The organism is Kitasatospora sp. NPDC087271 (genome assembly GCF_044744605.1).
In the GTDB taxonomy this organism is placed as follows: Bacteria; Actinomycetota; Actinomycetes; order Streptomycetales; family Streptomycetaceae; genus Kitasatospora.
Window position 1 is genome coordinate 92978 of sequence record NZ_JBIUYQ010000008.1, and the last position, 22473, is coordinate 115450.

Sequence of the window (22473 nt, forward strand, 5' to 3'; positions counted from 1 at the left end):
ACCCCGTAGGGCAATAGCTCAATTGGTAGAGCACCGGTCTCCAAAACCGGCGGTTGGGGGTTCAAGTCCCTCTTGCCCTGCTGCTTGATCCGTTTTCAGCCCGTTCGCTCCACAGAGCGAGCGGGCTTGATGCGGAGAGGGCGCCGAATCAGCACCGCTTGTAGCCGGCCGTTCGTGCCCCATCGGGCGCGAGCCGCTCGGCCGGACCCGGATTCAGGTGAGGACGAGTGACGGAGACCACGGGCTCCACCGCAACGCCTGAGAGCGGCAACCCCGAGGGGGCCGACGGCGCTGCCGACACCACGCCCGCCGAGGGCGAGGAGAAGTCGCTCTCGCGCCGCGAGCGCAAGCGCGCCGCCCGCGCCGGTGACAAGAAGTCCGGCAAGCGCGGCAAGATGGGCCCGTTCGCCCGAATCGGCCTGTTCTACCGCCAGATCATCGCCGAACTGCGCAAGGTCGTCTGGCCCACCCGCAGCGAGCTCACCCAGTACACGACCGTCGTCGTCGTGTTCGTGGTGGTCGTGATGGGCTTCGTGGCCGGCCTCGACTACGGCCTCTCCAAGCTGAGCCTCCTGGTCTTCGGCTGACCTGGCCGTCCCACTCCGTAGCAGTCTCCCGACCCGGGCCGAATCATCGGCCCGGGTCGTGCTGTCTGCGCCGGACGTACGCGGCCGCTACCGTGGACTCGGTACTGTTGAAGTCTCCGAGTCCTCTCCTGGCGCCCGCGCGAGCGGCAGCCCGCCGGAGCCGGCCCCGGAGCGCGCCACCTTCACCATCTCCAGGAAAGAAGCAGCCACCGTGTCTGAGTCCCCCCTGTACGACGCCGACGAGACCGTCCGCGAGGCGGATGTCGCCGCCGAGCTGGACGCGGCCGAGCTGGCTGACGAAGCCGAGTCCGCCGAGCAGATCGTTGACGCCGTGGACGGCGACGAGGACGAGGTCGACGCGCACGACGAGGCCGAGGCCGGCGAGCCCGCCGAGGAGGCGGCGCTGCACGTGGAGGACGACGTGGAGCCCGCCGCCGAGGAGACCGAGGCCGACGCCGAGGAGGCCGAGGCTGAGGAGGCCGTCGAGGTCGACCCGGTCGCCAAGTTCCGCGAGGACCTGCGCTTCATGCCGGGCGAGTGGTACGTGATCCACACCTACGCCGGCTACGAGAACCGGGTGAAGCAGAACCTGGAGCAGCGCGCCGTCTCGCTGAACGTCGAGGAGTACATCTTCCAGGCCGAGGTGCCGCAGGAGGAGGTCGTCCAGATCAAGAACGGCGACCGCAAGACCATCCGCCAGAACAAGCTCCCCGGCTACGTCCTGGTGCGCATGGACCTCACCCCCGAGTCCTGGGGCGTCGTGCGCAACACCCCCGGTGTCACCGGCTTCGTCGGCAACGCCTACGACCCGTACCCGCTGACCCTGGACGAGGTCGTCAAGATGCTCGCCCCGGACGTCGAGCGCCAGGCGGCCAAGGAGGCCGGCAAGCCCTCGCCGATCAAGCCGAGCGAGATCCAGGTGCTGGACTTCGAGGTCGGCGACTCGGTCACCGTCACCGACGGTCCGTTCGCGACGCTGCAGGCGACCATCAACGAGATCAACCCCGACTCGAAGAAGGTCAAGGGCCTGGTCGAGATCTTCGGCCGGGAGACCCCGGTCGAGCTCTCCTTCGACCAGATCCAGAAGAACTAGTCCCACGGTCTTCGGATCCGGGGCGGGGCCGAGGGCCCTGCCCCGGATCCGTTTTGGTCCAGCGGCGCTAAGGCGTTAGCCTGGTTCGATGTGTGTGTTGGCGGCCGGGTGTCGCCCCGGTTCCGCACACACCAGCACTCACCTCTCGGAAGGACCCGGAGAGACATGCCTCCCAAGAAGAAGAAGGTCACGGGGCTTATCAAGCTCCAGATCAACGCCGGTGCGGCCAACCCGGCGCCGCCGGTCGGCCCCGCGCTGGGCCAGCACGGCGTCAACATCATGGAGTTCTGCAAGGCCTACAACGCTGCGACCGAGTCGCAGCGCGGCATGATCGTGCCGGTGGAGATCACGGTCTACGACGACCGTTCCTTCACCTTCATCACGAAGACGCCGCCGGCCGCGCGCCTCATCCTGAAGGCCGCCGGTGTGGACAAGGGCTCCAGCGAGCCGCACAAGACCAAGGTCGCCAAGCTCACCAGCGCCCAGGTCCGCGACATCGCGACCACCAAGATGCCCGACCTGAACGCCAACGACCTGGACGCGGCGGAGAAGATCATCGCCGGCACCGCCCGGTCGATGGGCATCACCGTCGAGGGCTGACCAGCTCTTTTCGTCCCTGTGGTAGGGCCTGCGCAGGCCCGTGATACCACGACTCCCATCACCATTCAGGAGCAGCAGTGAAGCGCAGCAAGGCTCTGAAGGCCGCGGACGCTCAGGTCGACCGCGACCGCCTCTACGCCCCCCTCGAGGCCATCCGCCTCGCCAAGGCCACCAGCACCACCAAGTTCGACGGCACCGTCGAGGTCGCCATGCGTCTGGGCGTCGACCCGCGCAAGGCCGACCAGATGGTCCGCAGCACCGTGATCCTCCCGCACGGCACCGGTAAGACCGCTCGGGTCCTGGTCTTCGCGACCGGTGACCGTGCCGAGGCCGCGCGTGCTGCGGGCGCCGACATCGTCGGCTCCGACGAGCTGATCGACGAGGTCGCCAAGGGCCGTCTGGACTTCGACGCCGTCGTCGCCACCCCGGACCTCATGGGCAAGGTCGGCCGCCTCGGCCGCGTGCTCGGTCCCCGTGGTCTGATGCCGAACCCGAAGACCGGCACCGTGACCCCGGACGTCGCCAAGGCTGTCAACGACATCAAGGGCGGCAAGATCGAGTTCCGCGTCGACAAGCACTCGAACCTGCACTTCATCATCGGTAAGGCCTCCTTCACCGACGAGCAGCTGGTCGAGAACTACGCCGCCGCGCTGGACGAGGTGCTCCGCGCCAAGCCGTCCGCCGCCAAGGGCCGCTACATCAAGAAGACCGCCATCAGCACCACGATCGGCCCCGGCATCCCCGTGGACCCGAACCGCACCCGCAACCTCTTCGTCGAAGAGGACCCGGCCGCGGTCTGAGCCGATCGGCTCTGAAGCAGTCCGTACAGCGGGCCCGTACCCCCTTCACCGGGGGTGCGGGCCCGCAGTCGTTTCCGGATCGGGACAGGGGTGGATGGGAACGGTTGCCCGAAGCGTCGTACGCTCTGCCGGTCAGATCATGTGCAGAACGTGTGACCGTCGGAGCGTGCCGTGCCGCCCACCCTTCGCCCCGCCGTCGCGGTGGCCACCCTGCTGCTGATCGGTGCCACCACCGGGTGCAGCCTGCTGGCCGCCCCGGGAACCCGCACCCCCGACGGCGACCCCGCGCCCGTACCTCCCCGCCAGGTGGTGCTCGCCGCCGCCCAGGCGCTGGACGACGCCGGCGGCGCCCGGATCGACGTGGTCGAGGAGGGCCCGGCCGGCCGCCGCACCGCGAGCGGCACCCTGACCTGGGGCACCCGGGACGAGGGCGCCCTGACCGTCACCGACGAGCAGGGCACCGGGCAGCTGACCCTGAGGGACGGTGCACTCGACCTCAGCTACCAGGGCGCCCCGCCCAAGCACGCGGACCGGGACGGCGCCGAGTCGCTCGATCCGCGGGCGACCACCGGCCCGGGCGGCTACGCGGGTGGCTGGATGACCGCCCTGGTCACCAACCCGGGCAGCCGCGCGTACGAGATCGCGCAGACCGGGAAGCTCGGCTCGCTCGGCGGCGAACAGCTGGCCGGGATGACCGTGGCGCACTACCAGGGCACCACGCCGGTGGCCGAATACTTCGGCGCGGACCAGGAGTTGACCCCCGCGCGACTCGCCGCGGTGGTCGACTGGTACCGCCGGCGGGGGGTGACGGCGATCGGTTACGACGTCTGGGTCGGGCCCGGCGAGCGGCTGCTGAGACTGCGTGAGACGGCCCGGGGGAGCGACGGCACCACGGTGACCACGACGGATGTCTCGACCCCCGGAGAAGGCGACGCGCCCCCTGCCGAAGCCGGGTGACGGGAGGGGGCTGTCCGGCGCGTGGGACATCTGGCGATCCGTTAGAGTCCGCGTGAGAAGAAGCCGAAAATCGGTTCTTCATCGGATCGTTCGGATCTCACGGGGGACTCCATGCGCGCTGCGCGCCTCGCCTCGACCGTCGTCACCGCGGCCGTGCTGCTCGGTGCCGCCACCGCCTGCGGCAGCAAGGGCGGCGACGCCAAGGGCGGCGACGCGGCGCCGGCCGGAGACCCCAAGGCCGCGCTGGCCGCCTCCGCCCTGGTGATGCAGAAGGCCGGCAACGGCAAGGTCACCATGGTCTCCCCGGACGGCTCGACCCACACCGCGGGCAGCGGCGACGCCGACTGGAAGGACCCGAACCGGACGGCCGTCGACCTGACGGGCGAGGTGGAGACCAAGAAGATCCGGTTCCGGGTGATCGGGACCGACGGCTACCTCGGCGGCGGCGACACCGAGGCCGCCGCCATGGGCGGCAAGCACTGGATCAAGCTGCCCGCCTCGAACGAACTCGGCGACGGCGTCCTGCTGATGAGCCAGCTGCTCGACCCGGTCGCCCAGCTCGGGCTCGCCGCGCAGAGCGGCAAGCCCGCCAAGGTCGGCCAGGAGAGCCTCGACGGCGTCCAGGTCACCCACCTGCGGGTGGTCGAGGAGGCCTCCGCCATGGTGGCCGGCATGCCGGCGCTCACGGCCGACCAGCGCACGGCCGTCCAGAAGTCCCTGGAACAGGACGGCAGGACCCTCACCATCGACTTCTGGCTCAACGGCCGGCAGGAACTCGTCCAGTACCAGGAGTACGGCGACAAGAACGGCGAGCACGACGCCGTCACCGTCAAGTACGCGGACCTCGGCAAGGCCGCGAAGATCGACGCCCCCGCCGCCACCGACCTCGGCAGCGAGACCGACCTCCTCAAACTGCTCGGCTGATCCGCCGAGCCCGCGCACCGGAGCCGACACGGCTCCCTCCGTACCGAACGGCTGCCCCCGGGGCGCAGCACGGCAAGTCCACCGTCCTCTACTCGGACTACGGCACGCCGGTCACCACTGCGGTGCCGGAGGCGGCCGACACGGTGGAACTGGCCGAGCTGGCGAAGCTGGGCAAGGGGGGCGCCACCGGCTGATCCGGGGCAGGGTGGCAAGGTGGCCGGAACGAAAGCCGCCGACGCGGCGCCCGGGCGAGAGGGGACCAGACGATGGCGGGACGACGGCGGTTGGCGGCGCTGGCCGCGGTCGTCCTGCTGGCGAGCGGGCTGGCCGGATGCGGCGGGGGTGGCGGCACGCCGGCCGTGCCCTCCGGCAGCCCGACCCCGACCAGCTCCGCGTCGACCGAGGCGGCCAAGCCCAGCGACCGCTCGCCGCACGGCGTCCTGGTCTCCGCCCAGCTGGCCATGCAGACCGCCCGCCGGGCCAAGGTCAGCTACCGGCTGGGAGCGGACGCCGGGGCCGGGCCGCTGTTCTGGCAGCCCAAGACGGCGCTCCAGATCAAGCGCTCCACTCCGGCCGACGCCGAGCAGCTGATCGTCGTGGACACCGTCGCCTACCAGGGCGGTGACGCCGCCACCGCGGCCCGCCAGGGCGGCCGGCACTGGGAGCGCTTCTCCGTCCCGCCGGACCCGGACGGCCACCGGGAGGTCCCGTACGCGGGGCTGATCGACCTGCTGAACCCGGTCGAGGCGCTGGCCGCCGCCACCGCCGACGGGGTGGACCCGCGGTTCGTGGGTGAGGAGAAGTTCGACGACTCGACGGTCGAGCACTACCGGATCACCACCACCGCCGAGCGCTACGCCGCCGCCCAGACCCAGCTGACCCAGGCCCGCCGGGACGGCCTGCGGGCCGCGCTGGCCCCCGGCGGCTCGATCTCGCTCACCGTGGACCTCTGGCTCAACGACAAGGACCAGCTGGTCCGGCTCCAGCGCACCGGCAGCGGTGACAGCGGCCGGGCGGACGACTCGATCCTCTACTCCGACTTCGCCGGCGCCCTGCTCTCGGTGCAGGCCCCGGCCGAGGCGGACACCGTGGACACCGGGCCCCGGACGGTCTCCCCACTGGCCCGCTGAGCCCCGTCCGGCGCGGCCGGCCCGGCGGGGATCGGCCGTTCAGGGGCGATTTGCCCCGGACGGCCGAGTCCGGTTACTGTTACCGAAGCCAAAGACCGCTGGTTGTCACCGTTCTCGCGAGGGATTCGGTGGCCGAAGGATCTGCGCTTCGTCGCAGGCAGCCCGCGCAGGTGTGTCTGGAGCTTCGACTTCCGGGTCCGCGTTCGCGCGAACATCCGTTGAGGTCGTTTCGAGCCCCGTGCGCCCTGCGCACCGGGGCTCATCTGCTTTTCCGCAGGCTTTCCTTCCGTCCGGTTGGTTCGAGGCGTGAATGGTCGACTTTCGCGGTCGGCCGGATTTCGACATCACGGAAGGAGGCGTAAGCCTATGGCAAGGCCCGACAAGGCTGCTGCCGTCGCCGAGATCACGGACAAGTTCCGTGGCTCCTCCGCGGCGCTGCTGACCGAGTACCGCGGTCTCTCGGTGAAGCAGGTCAAGACCCTGCGTCGCTCGCTCGGCGAGAACGCCGAGTACGCCGTGGTGAAGAACACGCTGACCAAGATCGCGGCCAACGAGGCCGGGATTTCGGAGCTCGACGACCTGTTCAACGGTCCGACGGCTGTCGCCTTCGTCACCGGTGACCCGGTGGAGTCGGCGAAGGCTCTGCGTGACTTCGCCAAGGAGAACCCCGCTCTCATCATCAAGGGCGGTGTCCTTGACGGTAAGGCGCTGTCCGCCGATGAGATCAAGAAGCTCGCGGACCTCGAGTCCCGCGAGGTGCTGCTCGCCAAGCTGGCGGGTGCCCTGAAGGCCAAGCAGTCCCAGGCTGCCGCGCTCTTCCAGGCCCTGCCGTCGAAGCTCGTCCGCACTGTGGACGCGCTGCGCGACAAGGTCGAGCAGGGCGGTGCCGGTACGCCGGCTCCCGCCGCCGAGGACGCCGCCGCCGAGTAATCGGCAGGCTCACGCCTCGCTGCGGGCCCGTGCCCGCCCCACCCGTACATACGGCATCACCTGCCGATTTAGTGGAAGGACGCCATCATGGCGAAGCTGTCCCAGGACGAGCTGCTCGCGCAGTTCGAGGACCTCACCCTCATCGAGCTCGCTGGCTTCGTGAAGGCCTTCGAGGAGAAGTTCGACGTCACCGCCGCCGCCCCGGTCGCCGTTGCCGCCGCCGGTGGCCCGGCCGCCGTTGAGGCCGTCGAGGAGCAGGACGAGTTCGACGTCATCCTCGATGGTGCCGGCGACAAGAAGATCCAGGTCATCAAGGAGGTGCGCACCCTGACCTCCCTCGGCCTGAAGGAGGCCAAGGACCTCGTTGACACCGCTGGTGCCAAGGTCCTGGAGAAGGTTGCCAAGGACGTTGCCGAGAAGGCCAAGGCCGCCCTCGAGGGTGCCGGCGCCAAGGTCACCGTCAAGTGACTTCTCGCCCCCTCTGAGGGGGCCTGAAGCCGGGCCGATCACCCTTGTGGGTGGTCGGCCCGGCTTTTTCGCGTTTCCGGCCCTGAGCGGCCCTGGGGCGGCCCCAGGGCCGGTCCGCGGCCGGGATGCGCCGGTGTGGCCGAGAGCCCACTCGGCAGCGTCGGTGCGGACGGGTATGGTGATCACCGTCATCGACTGTGGCCCCCACCACGGCTTCTGTAACGCCGGGGGGCGTCCGGCCGATGGACGGGTCGAGGTCCGCACCGCCTGCGGGCCCTTGACGAACCCGGCGAGGCGCGCGATTCTCAAGGCGCGAGTCCGCCCGGTTGGTTTGCCCCTGGATGCATAACCAGTGGCTCAGGCGGGAAATGACTCCACGTGAGTTATGGGGCCCGGGCAGTGCCCGGGCCGGTGCAGTACCCGGTGGGCGTTCGCGTCCGCCGGCTACCGGGAGGAGTCTCCGATTCGGTTTCCGAATCAGAGCTGGACAGCAGTGTGCCCTTTGGCTACACTGTCCCTTTGCGCTGCCTGTTAGCTGCTCCGTGACTCGTCGCCCGGAGTCTGCGTTGCCCTGAAGGGGTCTGGCATCGCCTCCGCAAAGCGGCTCTGACCTGGGATCTCGATCCCGGCGGAGGCCAGTGGCGAGGGAGGCGGGACCAAGCCCGTGAAGGCCCGGCTGGTACGCGCGTAGTGAGCTCCGAGCCCTCGGAAGGACCCCCCTCTTGGCCGCGCCGCGCAACGCCTCGAACAATTCCGCCGCATCCACCGCCCCGCTCCGCGTCTCCTTCGCGAAGATCAAGGAGCCCCTCGAGGTCCCCAACCTCCTGGCCCTGCAGACCGAGAGCTTTGACTGGCTGCTCGGCAATGCGGCCTGGAAGTCCCGGGTCGAGGCGGCGTTGGAGAACGGTCAGGACGTCCCCACCAAGTCCGGTCTGGAGGAGATCTTCGAGGAGATCTCCCCGATCGAGGACTTCAGTGGGTCGATGTCGCTGACCTTCCGCGACCACCGTTTCGAGCCGCCGAAGAACTCGATTGACGAGTGCAAGGACCGCGACTTCACGTTCGCGGCTCCGCTCTTCGTCACGGCCGAGTTCACCAACAACGAGACCGGTGAGATCAAGTCTCAGACGGTCTTCATGGGCGACTTCCCGCTCATGACCCACAAGGGCACGTTCGTGATCAACGGCACCGAGCGTGTCGTCGTGTCGCAGCTGGTCCGCTCCCCGGGCGTGTACTTCGACTCCACCCTGGACAAGGTGTCCGACAAGGACATCTACTCCTGCAAGGTCATCCCCTCGCGTGGTGCCTGGCTGGAGATGGAGATCGACAAGCGCGACATGGTCGGCGTCCGCATCGACCGTAAGCGCAAGCAGTCCGTCACCGTGCTGCTCAAGGCGCTCGGCTGGACCAACGAGATGATTCTCGAGGAGTTCGGCGAGTACGAGTCCATGCGCAACACCCTGGAGAAGGACCACACCCAGGGCCAGGACGACGCGCTGCTGGACATCTACCGCAAGCTGCGTCCTGGCGAGCCGCCGACGCGCGAGGCCGCGCAGACGCTTCTGGAGAACCTGTACTTCAACCCGAAGCGCTACGACCTCGCCAAGGTGGGCCGCTACAAGGTCAACCGGAAGCTGGGCAACGCCGAGTCGCTGGACTCCGGCGTGCTCACCGAGCCCGACATCATCGGTGCGATCAAGTACCTGGTGAAGCTGCACGCCGGTGAGACCGAGTGGAACGACCAGACCGGTCGCGACATCGTGGTCGAGGTCGACGACATCGACCACTTCGGCAACCGTCGCCTGCGCAACGTCGGCGAGCTCATCCAGAACCAGGTCCGTACGGGTCTCGCCCGTATGGAGCGCGTCGTGCGCGAGCGCATGACCACCCAGGACGTCGAGGCGATCACGCCGCAGACCCTGATCAACATCCGGCCGGTCGTCGCCTCCATCAAGGAGTTCTTCGGCACCAGCCAGCTGTCGCAGTTCATGGACCAGACGAACCCGCTGTCGGGCCTGACCCACAAGCGCCGTCTGTCCGCCCTCGGCCCCGGTGGTCTCTCCCGTGAGCGCGCCGGCTTCGAGGTCCGTGACGTGCACCCCTCGCACTACGGGCGCATGTGTCCGATCGAGACCCCCGAAGGCCCGAACATCGGTCTGATCGGGTCGCTGGCCTCGTACGGCCGGGTCAACGCCTTCGGCTTCATCGAGACCCCGTACCGCAAGGTCATCGAGGGTGTCGTCACGGAGCAGGTCGACTACCTCACGGCCGACGAGGAGGACCGCTACGTCATCGCGCAGGCCAACGCCCCGCTGACGACGGAGCTGACCTTCGCCGAGCCGCGTGTCCTGGTCCGCCGCCGTGGCGGCGAGATCGACTACATCCCGGGCACCGAGATCGACTACATGGACGTCTCGCCGCGCCAGATGGTGTCGGTCGCGACCGCCATGATCCCGTTCCTCGAGCACGACGACGCCAACCGCGCGCTCATGGGCTCGAACATGATGCGCCAGGCGGTGCCGCTGCTGAAGAGCGAGGCTCCGCTGGTCGGTACCGGCATGGAGTACCGCTGCGCCGTCGACGCCGCGGACGTCATCACCGCCGAGAAGGCCGGTGTCGTCCAGGAGGTCTCGGCCGACTACGTCACCGTCGCCAACGACGACGGCACGTACACCACGTACCGCGCCGCCAAGTTCACCCGCTCCAACCAGGGCACCGCCTTCAACCAGAAGGTGCTCGTGGACGAGGGCGCCCGGGTCGAGTCCGGCCAGGTGCTGGCCGACGGCCCGTGCACCGACGAGGGCGAGATGGCCCTCGGCAAGAACCTGCTCGTGGCGTTCATGTCGTGGGAGGGTCACAACTACGAGGACGCGATCATCCTGTCGCAGCGCCTCGTGCAGGACGACGTCCTCTCCTCGATCCACATCGAGGAGCACGAGGTCGACGCCCGTGACACCAAGCTCGGCCCCGAGGAGATCACCCGGGACATCCCGAACGTCTCCGAGGAGGTCCTCGCCGACCTCGACGAGCGCGGCATCATCCGCATCGGCGCCGACGTCGTCACCGGCGACATCCTGGTCGGCAAGGTCACGCCCAAGGGCGAGACCGAGCTGACCCCGGAGGAGCGCCTGCTCCGCGCGATCTTCGGTGAGAAGGCCCGTGAGGTCCGCGACACCTCGCTGAAGGTGCCGCACGGTGAGTCCGGCAAGGTCATCGGCGTCCGCGTCTTCGACCGCGAAGAGGGCGACGAGCTGCCCCCGGGCGTGAACCAGCTGGTCCGCGTCTACGTGGCCCAGAAGCGCAAGATCACCAACGGTGACAAGCTCGCCGGCCGTCACGGCAACAAGGGCGTCATCTCGAAGATCCTGCCGGTCGAGGACATGCCGTTCCTGGAGGACGGCACCCCGGTCGACATCATCCTCAACCCGCTGGGCGTCCCGTCCCGAATGAACCCGGGACAGGTCCTGGAGATCCACCTCGGGTGGCTCGCCAAGCAGGGCTGGGACGTCTCCGGCCTCGCCGACGAGTGGGCCCAGCGCCTCCAGGCGATCGGCGCCGACACCGTCCAGGGCGGCACCAACCTCGCCACCCCGGTCTTCGACGGCGCCCGCGAGGACGAGATCACCGGCCTGCTGGACAACACCACCCTCACCCGTGACGGTGAGCGCCTGGTGAACTCCACCGGCAAGGCCCGGCTGTTCGACGGCCGCTCCGGCGAGCCGTTCCCGATGCCGGTCTCGGTCGGCTACATGTACATCCTCAAGCTGCACCACCTGGTCGACGACAAGCTGCACGCCCGTTCGACCGGTCCGTACTCGATGATCACCCAGCAGCCGCTCGGTGGTAAGGCGCAGTTCGGTGGTCAGCGCTTCGGTGAGATGGAGGTGTGGGCCCTTGAGGCGTACGGCGCTGCTTACGCGCTGCAGGAGCTGCTCACCATCAAGTCCGACGACGTCCTCGGCCGCGTGAAGGTCTACGAGGCCATCGTCAAGGGCGAGAACATCCCCGAGCCCGGCATTCCCGAGTCCTTCAAGGTCCTCATCAAGGAAATGCAGTCGCTCTGCCTCAACGTGGAGGTGCTGTCCTCGGACGGCCAGTCCATCGAGATGCGGGACTCCGACGAGGACGTGTTCCGCGCCGCCGAGGAGCTCGGCATTGACCTGTCCCGGCGCGAGCCGAGCAGCGTCGAAGAGGTCTGACGGAGGTTGGGCCGGCTGCCCGAGCAGCCGGCCCGCCCCCAGGCCCCCCTCAGACCACATGAACGACTCTCGACTTACGAAAGAGGGCTTGACGACCAGTGCTTGACGTCAACTTCTTCGACGAGCTCCGCATCGGCCTGGCCACCGCCGACGACATCCGCCAGTGGTCGCACGGCGAGGTCAAGAAGCCGGAGACCATCAACTACCGCACCCTGAAGCCCGAAAAGGACGGACTCTTCTGCGAGAAGATCTTCGGCCCCACCCGGGACTGGGAGTGCTACTGCGGTAAGTACAAGCGAGTCCGCTTCAAGGGCATCATCTGTGAGCGCTGCGGCGTCGAGGTGACCCGCGCCAAGGTGCGCCGTGAGCGGATGGGCCACATCGAGCTGGCCGCCCCGGTCACCCACATCTGGTACTTCAAGGGCGTGCCGTCCCGCCTGGGCTACCTGCTCGACCTGGCGCCGAAGGACCTCGAGAAGGTCATCTACTTCGCCGCCTACATGATCACCTGGGTCGACGACGAGCGCCGCCAGCGCGACCTGCCGTCCCTGGAGGCGCACGTCTCGGTCGAGCGCCAGCAGATCGAGAACCGCCGCGACTCCGACCTCGAGGCCCGTGCCAAGAAGGCCGAGACCGACCTGGCCGAGCTGGAGGCCGAGGGCGCCAAGGCCGACGTGCGCCGCAAGGTGCGCGAGGGCGCCGAGCGCGAGATGAAGCAGCTGCGCGACCGCGCGCAGCGCGAGCTCGACCGCCTCGACGAGGTGTGGGCCCGCTTCAAGAACCTCAAGGTCCAGGACCTCGAGGGCGACGAGCTGCTCTACCGCGAGCTGCGCGACCGCTTCGGCACCTACTTCTCCGGCTCGATGGGCGCGGCGGCCCTCAAGGACCGCCTCGAGACCTTCGACCTGGCGGAGGAGTCCGAGCGCCTGCGCGAGATCATCCGCACCGGCAAGGGCCAGAAGAAGACCCGTGCGCTGAAGCGCCTCAAGGTCGTCTCCGCGTTCCTGCAGACCACCAACAAGCCCAACGGCATGGTGCTGGACTGCGTCCCGGTCATCCCGCCGGACCTGCGTCCGATGGTGCAGCTGGACGGTGGCCGCTTCGCGACCTCCGACCTGAACGACCTGTACCGCCGCGTGATCAACCGCAACAACCGCCTGAAGCGGCTTCTCGACCTCGGCGCGCCCGAGATCATCGTGAACAACGAGAAGCGCATGCTCCAGGAGGCCGTCGACGCCCTGTTCGACAACGGCCGTCGCGGCCGTCCGGTCACCGGCCCGGGCAACCGCCCGCTGAAGTCCCTCAGCGACATGCTGAAGGGCAAGCAGGGCCGTTTCCGCCAGAACCTGCTCGGCAAGCGCGTCGACTACTCGGCCCGTTCGGTCATCGTCGTCGGCCCGCAGCTCAAGCTGCACCAGTGCGGTCTGCCCAAGGCCATGGCGCTGGAGCTCTTCAAGCCGTTCGTGATGAAGCGCCTGGTCGACCTGAACCACGCGCAGAACATCAAGTCGGCCAAGCGCATGGTCGAGCGTGCCCGCCCGGTCGTGTGGGACGTGCTCGAAGAGGTCATCGCCGAGCACCCCGTCCTGCTGAACCGTGCGCCCACCCTGCACCGCCTCGGCATCCAGGCCTTCGAGCCCCAGCTGGTCGAGGGCAAGGCCATCCAGATCCACCCGCTCGTCTGCACCGCGTTCAACGCGGACTTCGACGGTGACCAGATGGCCGTCCACCTGCCGCTCTCCGCGGAGGCGCAGGCCGAGGCCCGCATCCTGATGCTGTCCTCGAACAACATCCTGAAGCCGGCCGACGGTCGCCCCGTCACCATGCCGACCCAGGACATGGTGCTCGGCCTGTTCTTCCTGACCTCGGACCGGGAGACGGTGAAGGGCGGTGGCCGTTCCTTCTCCTCGACCGCCGAGGCCGTCATGGCCTTCGACGCCCGCGAGCTGGACGTCCAGGCCCCGATCGAGCTGCGCCTGCCGGCCGGCACCGTCCCGCCGCGCGGCTGGACCCCGCCGGTGGACGAGGAGGGCCAGACGGCCTGGTTCGACGGCGAGCCGTTCCGCCTGACCACCACCCTGGGCCGCGCGCTCTTCAACGAGCTGCTGCCCGAGGACTACCCGTTCGTCGACTACGAGGTGGGCAAGAAGCAGCTCTCCGCGATCGTCAACGACCTGGCGGAGCGCTACCCCAAGGTCGTCGTCGCGGCGACCCTGGACAACCTGAAGGCGGCCGGTTTCCACTGGTCGACCCGCTCGGGTGTCACCGTCTCGATCTCCGACGTCGTCGTCCCGCCGAACAAGCCCCAGATCCTCGAGGGCTACGAGGCGAAGGCGGAGAAGGTCCAGCGTCAGTACGAGCGCGGCCTGATCACCAACGACGAGCGCAAGCAGGAGCTCATCGGCATCTGGACCCAGGCGACCAACGAGGTCGCCGAGGCCATGAACGAGAACTTCCCGAAGACGAACCCCATCTTCATGATGGTCGACTCGGGTGCTCGTGGAAACATGATGCAGATGCGCCAGATCGCCGGTATGCGTGGTCTGGTGTCGAACGCCAAGAACGAGACCATCCCGCGACCCATCAAGGCGTCGTTCCGTGAGGGTCTCACCGTGCTGGAGTACTTCATCTCCACCCACGGTGCCCGTAAGGGTCTGGCGGACACCGCCCTCCGTACCGCCGACTCCGGCTACCTCACCCGTCGTCTGGTCGACGTCTCCCAGGACGTCATCATTCGCGAGGAGGACTGCGGCACCGAGCGCGGCCTGAAGCTGGCGATCGGCACCGTCGGTGCGGACGGCGTGCTGCGCAAGGCCGACGACGTCGAGACCAGCGTGTACGCCCGCATGCTCGCCGAGGACATCACGGTGGACGGCAAGCTCCTTGCCACCGCCAACACCGACCTCGGTGACGTGCTGATCGACGAGCTGATCCGCCACGGCATCGGCGAGGTCAAGACCCGCTCGATCCTGACCTGCGAGTCGGCCGTCGGCACCTGCGCCTTCTGCTACGGGCGTTCGCTGGCCACCGGCAAGCTGGTCGACATCGGTGAGGCGGTCGGCATCATCGCCGCCCAGTCCATCGGTGAGCCCGGTACCCAGCTGACGATGCGTACCTTCCACACCGGTGGTGTGGCCGGTGACGACATCACCCAGGGTCTGCCGCGTGTCGTCGAGCTCTTCGAGGCCCGTACCCCCAAGGGTGTGGCCCCGATCTCGGAGGCCACCGGCCGGGCGCGGATCGAGGACACCGAGAAGACCCGCAAGCTCGTCATCACCCCGGACGACGGCAGCGACGAGATCGCCTACCCCGTCTCCAAGCGTGTGAAGCTGCTGGTCAGCGAGGGCGAGGCGGTCGAGGTCGGCCAGAAGCTGACCATGGGTGCCACCAACCCGCACGACGTCCTGCGCATCATGGGCCAGCGTGCCGTCCAGATCCACCTGGTCGCCGAGGTCCAGAAGGTCTACAACTCGCAGGGTGTGTCGATCCACGACAAGCACATCGAGATCATCATCCGGCAGATGCTCCGCCGCGTGACGATCATCGAGTCGGGCGACGCCGAGCTGCTCCCGGGCGAGCTCGTCGAGCGCGGCCGCTTCGAGACCGAGAACCGTCGCGTGGTCGCCGAGGGCGGTCACCCCGCCTCCGGCCGTCCGCAGCTGATGGGTATCACCAAGGCCTCGCTGGCCACCGAGTCCTGGCTGTCGGCCGCCTCCTTCCAGGAGACGACCCGGGTCCTCACCGACGCGGCGATCCACGCCAAGTCGGACCCGCTGCTGGGCCTCAAGGAGAACGTCATCCTCGGTAAGCTCATCCCGGCCGGTACGGGTCTGCCCCGCTACCGCAACATCCGGGTCGAGCCGACCGAGGAGGCCAAGGCCGCGATGTACTCGGCCGTCGGCTACGACGACTACGACCTGTCGCCCTTCGGCGCCGGCTCCGGCCAGGCGGTCCCGCTGGACGACTACGACTACGGCCCGTACACCGGCTGAGTCCGACGTTCGGCTGTCAGGGCGGTCACCCCTCGCGGGGTGGCCGCCCTGCGGCGTTCCCGCTGCGGGGTCCGGGGGCCGGAGTCCGGGGGCCCTGCGGGGCACGGATTAGGTTCCCCGGCAGAAGTCGCGTAGAGTCGTGTTTACCGACGCGGGGTGGAGCAGCTCGGTAGCTCGCTGGGCTCATAACCCAGAGGTCGCAGGTTCAAATCCTGTCCCCGCTACTCAGTAGCAACGAAGGGCCCGGAGGCATCAAGCCTCCGGGCCCTTCGTCGTTCCCGGGAGCGGCCCCTCCCTCGTGCGGGGGAGGGGCCGGAACCGCTCTGGTGGGGGAGGCGGGGGAGGGGACGGCCGGGGGAGGCTTCGCGTGTCGGGACGGCGGGGCTTTCGAAGGGGGCCGGGCATGAAGCGGGTACTGGGCGCGGTGGCGATCACGGGGGCGGTGCTGGTCGGGATGTCCGCCTGCCTGCCCTTCGGGGACGACCAGGAGCACCGGACCGTGGACTACGGGGTGTCGGAGCCGGTCGGGGAGCTGGTGGTCGAGGCGCACACCGGCGGGATCGTGGTGACCGGCGGCGGCGACGCGGTGCACGTGACCGAGGAGCAGAACTACCGGGGCGAGGCGCCGCGGACCACGCACGAGGTGAAGGACGGCGTGCTGCGGCTGACGTACGACTGCCGGGGCTGCGGCGTCGGGTACACCGTGCAGGTGCCGGCCGGGACGAAGGTGCGGGTGACCCAGGAGACCGGCGGGGTACGGCTGGTCGGGCTGGCCGCCGAGGTGGAGGCCTCGGTGGACACCGGCGGGGTCGAGGCCACCCGGCTGACCTCGCAGACCGTCCGGTTGAGCACCCGGACCGGCGGGGTGCGGGCCGACTTCGCGGCGGCACCCGTGAAGGTGGAGGCGAAGGCGGAGACCGGCGGGGTGCGGGTCAGGGTGCCGGCCGGGGAGGCGTACGCGGTGGACGCGCACGCCGGGGCCGGCGGAGTGGAACTCGGGATCCCCTCGCAGCCGGGGGCGGCGCGCAGCATCACGGCGCGCACGGGCGCCGGCGGAGTGTCGGTCGACGGTGTCTGACCGGGCCGTTCCGGAGGTCCTGCCGGTAGGGCATGATCTTCTCCGCGGGGGCGGTGCCCCCGGACCCGGGGGAGGGGCGGCGGTGGTGCGAGCGGCGCGCTGGCAGAGCTGGTCGGCCGGGCTGAGTCCGTACGTGCTGGACTCGCTGCTGGCCGTGGCATCGGCCGGGATCTCGGTCTGGGCGGTCGGCAACGACGACACGGCCTGGCCGTGGTGGGTCTACCTGGTGGCGGTGTCCACCGCGCTGTCGCTGCCCTGGCGGCGCCGGGCGCCGCTGGCCGCGCTGGCGGCGGGCAGCGTGGCCCTCATGACGCTGTCCGTGGTGGCGCACTCGGCGAGTCCGCAGGTGCCGCTGGCCGGGGTGATCGGCATCTACACGGTGGCGGAGCGCTCCCCGGACCGGCAGCGCTGGACGGTGCTGGCGGTGGTGGTGGTCGCCAACGTGATCGGCACCCACTCGCCCAACGGCATGCTGTTCAGCCTGCTCACCTCGGTCGGCTCGTTCGTCTTCGGCTCGCTGGTGCGCGCCCAGCGGCGGCTGGCCCGGCTGGAGGCCGAGCGGGCCCGCGAGGCGGGGGAACGGGCGGCGAGTGAGGCGGGCCGCGCGGTGGTGGAGGAGCGGGCCCGGATCGCCCGGGAGATGCACGACATCCTGGCGCACGCCGTCTCGCTGATGATCATCCAGGCCGAGGCCGGGCCGCTGGTGGTGCACGCCAACCCGGACCGGGCGATCCGCGCCTTCGACACCATCGCGGACGCGGGCCGCGACGCGATGGTCCAACTGCGTCGCGTCCTCGGAGTGCTGAAGGAGGAGGGGGCCGGCCCTGAGCTGGCCCCGCAGCCCCGGTTGGCCGAACTCGCCGACGTGGCAGAGCGGGTGCGCCGGGCCGGACCGGCGGTGGAGCTCGAACTGGCCGACGGGCTGGGCGCGGTGCCCGCCGACCTCCAGGCGGCGGCGTACCGGATCGTGCAGGAGGCGCTGACCAACACGGTCAAGCACTCCGGCGCCGACCGGGTGGCGGTCCGGGTGCGGCGGTCCGGGGACACCCTGGAGGTCGTGGTGTCCGACAACGGGCGCGGGCTGCCGGTGACCGTCGGCGGCGCGGTGAACGGCTGGTCCGGCGGCCGCGGGCTGGTCGGCATCCGGGAGCGGGCGGCGGCCTGCGGCGGGCGGGCCGAGGCCGGGCCCGGACCGGAGGGCAAGGGCTTCCTGGTGAGTGCCCGGCTGCCGTTGGGGGTGGCGGGCGTGGTGGAGAAGGCGGGCGGATGAATCCGATTCGGGTGGTCGTCGCGGACGACCAGGAGCTGGTGCGGGCAGGGTTCGGGATGATCCTGGACGCGCAGCCCGACATCGAGGTGGTGGCCGAGGCGCGCGACGGCGCCGAGGCGGTCGAGGCGGTCCGCGCCCACGGCCCGGACGTCCTGCTGCTGGACGTCCGGATGCCGGTCATGGACGGGCTGGAGGCGGCCCGCCGGGTCTGCGCCGAGTTCCCGTCCACCAAGGTGATCATGCTGACCACCTTCGACGCCGACGACTACGTCTTCGACGCGCTGTACGCGGGCGCCAGCGGCTTCCTGCTCAAGGACGTCCGGCGGGACGACCTGGCGCACGGGGTGCGGATGGTGGCCTCCGGGGAGGCGCTGCTCGCGCCCTCGGTGACCAGGCGGCTGATCGGCGAGTTCGCCGCCCGCCGCCCGGGCTCGCCCGAGCGGGCGGTCCGGCCGCCGTCCAAGCTGCTGGAGCAGCTCACCCTGCGCGAGCAGGAGACCCTGCGGCTGCTGGCGCGCGGGCTCTCCAACGCGGAGATCGCGGCCGAGCTGGTGGTCAGCGAGCACACGGTGAAGACGCACGTCAGCAATGTGCTGAGCAAGCTGGGGCTGCGGGACCGGGTGCACGCGGTGGTGTTCGCGTACGAGGCCGGCGCGGTGGTGGCGGGGGAGGCGTAGGGCGCTCCTCCGGATCACGCCGGGCGCGCGGGGCCCCTGGGCGGGGCTCCCCCATGCGGGGGAGGCGGCGGGTTCGCCGGTGCGGGCGATCCGCGACGAGGGGTGCGGCGGACAGCATCTGTGGTGTCGGAACGGACCACGGGCCACCAGCTACCTGCCGGGGCCGCGGATCACCACAGGAGACCGTCGGATGAACACCCCGCAGCAGAACCGCCGCACCGCCTACGCCGTCGTCGGCGCCCCCGCCCTGATGGCCCTCTACGGGGGGATCCGGCTGGTCCCGGGCTCCCGGGAGCCCGGCCTCGGCTGGACGGTCGGCCACACCGCGATGTTCGCCGGGCTGCTGCTGTTCGCCCCGGTCCTGCTCGCCCTGCGCGGGCTGCTCGCCCCGCGCGGGACCACGGCCGGGCGGCTCGCGGCCGGTGCCGCGCTCGGGACGGCGTTCGCAGGCCTGGCGGCCTCGCTGGTGCAGATCGGGATCGATCTGTACGTCGGCCTGGCGGCGGCGGACAAGGCCGGGCAGTCGCGGCTGTTCGACCGCGTCCAGGGCGTCCCCGGGGTGCTGCCGGCCGTCTACCGGATCGGCCCGCTGCTGTTCTACGTCGGCCTGCTGGCCCTGCTGGTCGCCGCCGCGGTGGGCGCGGCCCGGACGCTGCCCTGGTGGAGCCCGGTGCTGATGCTGGCCGGCACCGCCGCCTCGGGGGTCGACCTGGCGCTGATCCCGGTGGCCGCGGTCTGCTACCTGGCGGCGCTGGCCCCGCTGGCCCGCCGCTCCGCCGCTCCCCGCCCGGCACTGGTCTGACCGGCACTGGTCTGACCGGCGCCGGCCTGACCGGTGTTGGTCCGACCGGGCGGTACGGACGGGCGGCCGCTCCCGCAGGGGAGGGGCGGGCGCCCGTCAGCTCATCCGGAACACCGGTCCGCGCGGGGTGAACGGCAGCCCGGCGCCCCGGGGGACGAGGAAGGCGTGCTCGCGGCGCACCCGCAGCACGTCGCACGCGCCGTCGGTGATGACCAGCAGGGGCGCCCCGCGCGGGAAGTCCTCGGCCCGCTCCAGCAGGTCGACGCCCGGCTGCAGCTCGGTGCCGCCGCGCCCGCGCACCCGGACCCGGCCGGCGATCTCGCCGACCGGGACGTACCCGGCGTCGTGCGGGGCGGCGTCGCAGTGCACCACCCGGGCCGCGGGCACGTCCCGGGCGGCCGCGTACGAGGCGATCGCGCCGAGCGCCTTGCCGAGCAGTACCCGGTTCATCGAGCCGGAGGTGTCCAGGACGACGCCGAAGGTGCAGCGCGGCACCTCCTCGGGCGGGTGGTAGCGGCCGGCCCGGGGGATGTCCGGGGTGGCGGACTGCCGGCGGGCCGGCCGGGAGTAGCTGCGGACCGGCTCCGGGCGGGGCACGAACTCGTCGAACCAGCGGGCCAGCCGGGCGTCCCAGGGCAGCGGCGGGTGGGCGAGGGCGCGGATCTCCTCGACCAGCCCGGCGGGCAGCAGCCCGCGTTCGCGCTGGTGCAGCTCGAAGCCCTGCTGGAGGCCGCGGCGGTAGAAGTCGTCGAGGTCCACGTAGTCGCGCGGGCCGCGGTCCAGCGGTGCGCCGAGGATGTCCGGGCGGTTCTTGCCGGCCAGGGTGGCGAGCCGGCGGATCCGGCGCTCGTCGCGGACGATCCGGTCGTACACCTCCTCGGCCGACAGCCCCTTCAGCTGCGGGTCGTGCAGCAGGCCTTCCGGCATGTCGCCGACGCCCATCTCCAGCAGCCAGCCGTTGATGACGTAGTCGGCGGCGACGTTGAAGAGGAACGGGTCCCGGCCGCCGCGGCGCTCGCCGTGCCGCAGGGCGGCGTGCAGCATCTCGTGGCCGAGGATGAACCGCCACTCCTCGTCGGTCTGCTGGCGCAGCGGGTTGATGTAGACCTCGCCGGCCTCGGCGTTGACGGCGGCGATGGTGATGCCGTGGGCGCGGGCCAGTTCGGCGTCGGCGACGACGGTGAGGCCGGCCGCGATGCCGCCGAGCAGCGGGTAGGAGGAGACGAACCAGCCGAGCGCCCTGGTCCACGGCCGTACGGGCAGGCGCTCGCCGGTCTCCTGGTCGAAACGGCCGCCGGCCCGGTCCATCGCGGCGGACATGGTGCGGGTGAGGGCGGCGGCGAAGGCCGTCGACCAGTCCTTCGGGGTGTGGCCGTAGTTCTGCCACTCGACCAGCAGCTGGTCGTGGTCGGCGGTGCCGGCCGTCCCGGCGGTGACGGCGGGCGGCAGGCCGTCGCGGCGCCAGCGGGCGGCCAGCTCCTCCTCGTCGCCGCCCGGGTACTCCTGCGGGAGGGCGACCGGGGGGCGGCCGACCGGGAAGGTCGCGAGGAAACGGTTCACCACCGCGCAGCGGGCCGCCTCCTCGTAGACGTCGGGCTGGACCCGGACACCCCGGGCGGCCGGGACGTGGCCGAAGCCCAGGTGCAGCAGGCAGTGCGCCAGCACCCAGGCCCACTCCTCCGGCTCGGCCCGGCGGCGCGGGTTGACGTGCACGGTGCCGTCGGAGTCGACCACCGCCCAGCCGCCGGGCGGGGCCAGCCCGCAGTCGTCCCGGCGGCAGAAATCGGCGGGCACGGCGTCGAAGGCCGGATTCTGGCGCAGCAGCCGGACTCCCTCGGCGAAGACCTCCGCGCCCGGGTCCGGCTTCTTCGCACCCTTCTGGACGGAAGGACTCACCGGCGGGCCTCGACCAGCCGGGGCATGTCCCGGGCCGCCTCGATCAGGAACCAGGAGGGCAGCACCGGATTGCCGTCCGCGCCGTCGGCGATCACCGTCTGGGCGACCTCCACCGAGATCTCGGCCAGCTGCACCAGCAGCGACTTGGCCCGGAAGGCGGTCTGCCGCTGCGCCCCCGAGGCGTGCTCCTTGCTGGCCGGCAGCTCCTTGACCAGGCGGCCGCGGAAGGCGTCGGCCAGGTAGTAGAGCAGGTCGCGGTCCTCCAGCCGGTGCGGCCAGCGGGCGTCGCCCTTGAGGATCGCCTCCAGGCCGTACGCGTTGCGGACGATCTTGGCGTAGCCGCAGAAGGCGATCGCGTGCTGCGGGGTGAGCAGCCCGTACGCGAGCACCTTGAGGGTCTCCTCGTCCAGGGTGGGGCCGAAGGAGTGCAGCGCGTCGGAGAGCATGTGCCAGGCGCGCGGGGTGGAGAACGGCTCCTCGGTCTTCGGCGGGGCGGACCACAGGTGGTCGGGCCGGTCGGTGACGTAGTCGATGACCCAGGGGTGGATGCCGGCGCCGGCCGCCCAGCGCAGCCAGTCCGCGGCGCTGGCCCGCAGGTGCACGTGGACCATGCGGTTGACCAGCGCGGACGCCATCGGCCGGGCGAGCGCACCGTCGGTGGCGCGGTTCCCGGCGCCGATCACGATCGAGCCGGGCGGCAGTTCGTACGAGCCGATCCGGCGGTCCAGGATCAGCGAGTAGAACGCCTTCTGGACGTCCGGGGTCGCCGCGTTGAGCTCGTCCAGGAACAGGCAGTACGGCTCGTCGCGGGCGATCTGCTCGGGCGGGCAGAACCGGGAACGGCCCTCCGGGGTCAGCTGAGGGACACCGATCAGGTCCTCCGGGGCGAGCTGGGTGCCGACCAGGCTCACGCACTCCAGGCCGAGCGACTCGGCGAACTCCCGTACCAGCGAGGACTTCCCGATCCCGGGCGCGCCCCAGAGGAACACCGGCCGGACGGTGGCCAGCCCGAGCAGCAACTCGGGAATCTGGACGGGCGAGACGCTGACTGCTCCCTGCACGGGGCTCCT

17 protein-coding genes and 2 tRNA genes are annotated in these 22473 nt (G+C 70.6%); 17 read left to right on the forward strand and 2 right to left on the reverse strand.

Translation table 11 applies throughout. The features are described 5' to 3' along the window. Window positions 1-7 precede the first annotated feature (7 nt). From ACIO9K_RS16000 to ACIO9K_RS16080, 17 genes are all read left to right on the forward strand, one after another. A tRNA-Trp gene (locus ACIO9K_RS16000) sits at window positions 8-80 on the forward strand. Between the two features lie 147 nt (window positions 81-227). Next, window positions 228-587, forward strand: a complete 360-nt coding sequence (secE, locus tag ACIO9K_RS16005) for a preprotein translocase subunit SecE (RefSeq protein ID WP_350877047.1) — start codon at window positions 228-230, stop codon at window positions 585-587. A 211-nt stretch (window positions 588-798) separates the two neighbouring features. Next, window positions 799-1680: a transcription termination/antitermination protein NusG gene (gene nusG, locus ACIO9K_RS16010; protein ID WP_400330256.1), complete on the forward strand. Its 882-nt coding sequence runs from the start codon at window positions 799-801 to the stop codon at window positions 1678-1680. Between the two features lie 165 nt (window positions 1681-1845). Beyond that, complete coding sequence (gene rplK, locus ACIO9K_RS16015) at window positions 1846-2280, forward strand: 50S ribosomal protein L11 (RefSeq protein ID WP_063348931.1); 435 nt, start codon at window positions 1846-1848, stop codon at window positions 2278-2280. Between the two features lie 77 nt (window positions 2281-2357). Then, a complete protein-coding gene (gene rplA, locus ACIO9K_RS16020) occupies window positions 2358-3080 on the forward strand; it encodes a 50S ribosomal protein L1 (protein ID WP_363580057.1) in 723 nt (240 codons plus the stop codon). A gap of 171 nt (window positions 3081-3251) precedes the next feature. After that, window positions 3252-4037 carry a hypothetical protein gene (locus ACIO9K_RS16025; protein ID WP_363617951.1) on the forward strand — a complete coding sequence of 262 codons (786 nt, stop codon included), beginning with the start codon at window positions 3252-3254 and terminating at the stop codon, window positions 4035-4037. Between the two features lie 111 nt (window positions 4038-4148). Then, a complete protein-coding gene (locus ACIO9K_RS16030; RefSeq protein ID WP_400330260.1) occupies window positions 4149-4961 on the forward strand; it encodes a hypothetical protein in 813 nt (270 codons plus the stop codon). Between the two features lie 266 nt (window positions 4962-5227). Next, the gene (locus tag ACIO9K_RS16035; protein ID WP_400330263.1) at window positions 5228-6091 is read left to right on the forward strand and encodes a hypothetical protein; all 864 of its coding nucleotides are present in this window, start codon (window positions 5228-5230) and stop codon (window positions 6089-6091) included. A 366-nt stretch (window positions 6092-6457) separates the two neighbouring features. After that, the gene (rplJ, locus tag ACIO9K_RS16040; protein ID WP_063348937.1) at window positions 6458-7021 is read left to right on the forward strand and encodes a 50S ribosomal protein L10; all 564 of its coding nucleotides are present in this window, start codon (window positions 6458-6460) and stop codon (window positions 7019-7021) included. Window positions 7022-7105: 84 nt separating this feature from the next. Beyond that, on the forward strand, window positions 7106-7489 hold the full coding sequence (gene rplL, locus ACIO9K_RS16045) for a 50S ribosomal protein L7/L12 (protein WP_208869184.1): 384 nt from the start codon (window positions 7106-7108) through the stop codon (window positions 7487-7489). Between the two features lie 722 nt (window positions 7490-8211). After that, complete coding sequence (rpoB, locus tag ACIO9K_RS16050) at window positions 8212-11688, forward strand: DNA-directed RNA polymerase subunit beta (protein WP_350877059.1); 3477 nt, start codon at window positions 8212-8214, stop codon at window positions 11686-11688. A gap of 98 nt (window positions 11689-11786) precedes the next feature. Then, the gene (locus ACIO9K_RS16055) at window positions 11787-15680 is read left to right on the forward strand and encodes a DNA-directed RNA polymerase subunit beta' (protein WP_350877062.1); all 3894 of its coding nucleotides are present in this window, start codon (window positions 11787-11789) and stop codon (window positions 15678-15680) included. A 150-nt stretch (window positions 15681-15830) separates the two neighbouring features. Further along, window positions 15831-15904, forward strand: a tRNA-Met gene (locus tag ACIO9K_RS16060). 179 nt (window positions 15905-16083) lie between these two features. Further along, window positions 16084-16758, forward strand: coding sequence for a hypothetical protein (locus ACIO9K_RS16065; protein WP_363617957.1), 675 nt, complete (start codon window positions 16084-16086; stop codon window positions 16756-16758). 82 nt (window positions 16759-16840) lie between these two features. Further along, entirely contained in the window at window positions 16841-18028 is a 1188-nt protein-coding gene (locus ACIO9K_RS16070) for a sensor histidine kinase (RefSeq protein WP_400330268.1), read from the forward strand. After that, on the forward strand, window positions 18025-18705 hold the full coding sequence (locus ACIO9K_RS16075) for a response regulator transcription factor (RefSeq protein ID WP_363580070.1): 681 nt from the start codon (window positions 18025-18027) through the stop codon (window positions 18703-18705). Before ACIO9K_RS16070 ends, ACIO9K_RS16075 begins: the two co-directional genes overlap by 4 nt. Before the next feature lie 190 nt (window positions 18706-18895). Next, on the forward strand, window positions 18896-19507 hold the full coding sequence (locus tag ACIO9K_RS16080; RefSeq protein WP_363617961.1) for a hypothetical protein: 612 nt from the start codon (window positions 18896-18898) through the stop codon (window positions 19505-19507). 96 nt (window positions 19508-19603) lie between these two features. On the opposite strand, the gene ACIO9K_RS16085 is transcribed toward ACIO9K_RS16080, so the two are convergent. Together ACIO9K_RS16085 and ACIO9K_RS16090 are read right to left on the reverse strand one after the other, a co-directional pair. Further along, the gene (locus ACIO9K_RS16085; protein WP_400330273.1) at window positions 19604-21403 is read right to left on the reverse strand and encodes a hypothetical protein; all 1800 of its coding nucleotides are present in this window, start codon (window positions 21401-21403) and stop codon (window positions 19604-19606) included. Further along, window positions 21400-22464 carry a MoxR family ATPase gene (locus ACIO9K_RS16090; RefSeq protein ID WP_363369345.1) on the reverse strand — a complete coding sequence of 355 codons (1065 nt, stop codon included), beginning with the start codon at window positions 22462-22464 and terminating at the stop codon, window positions 21400-21402. The genes ACIO9K_RS16085 and ACIO9K_RS16090 overlap by 4 nt, the downstream gene beginning before the upstream one ends. Between the last annotated feature and the right edge of the window lie 9 nt (window positions 22465-22473).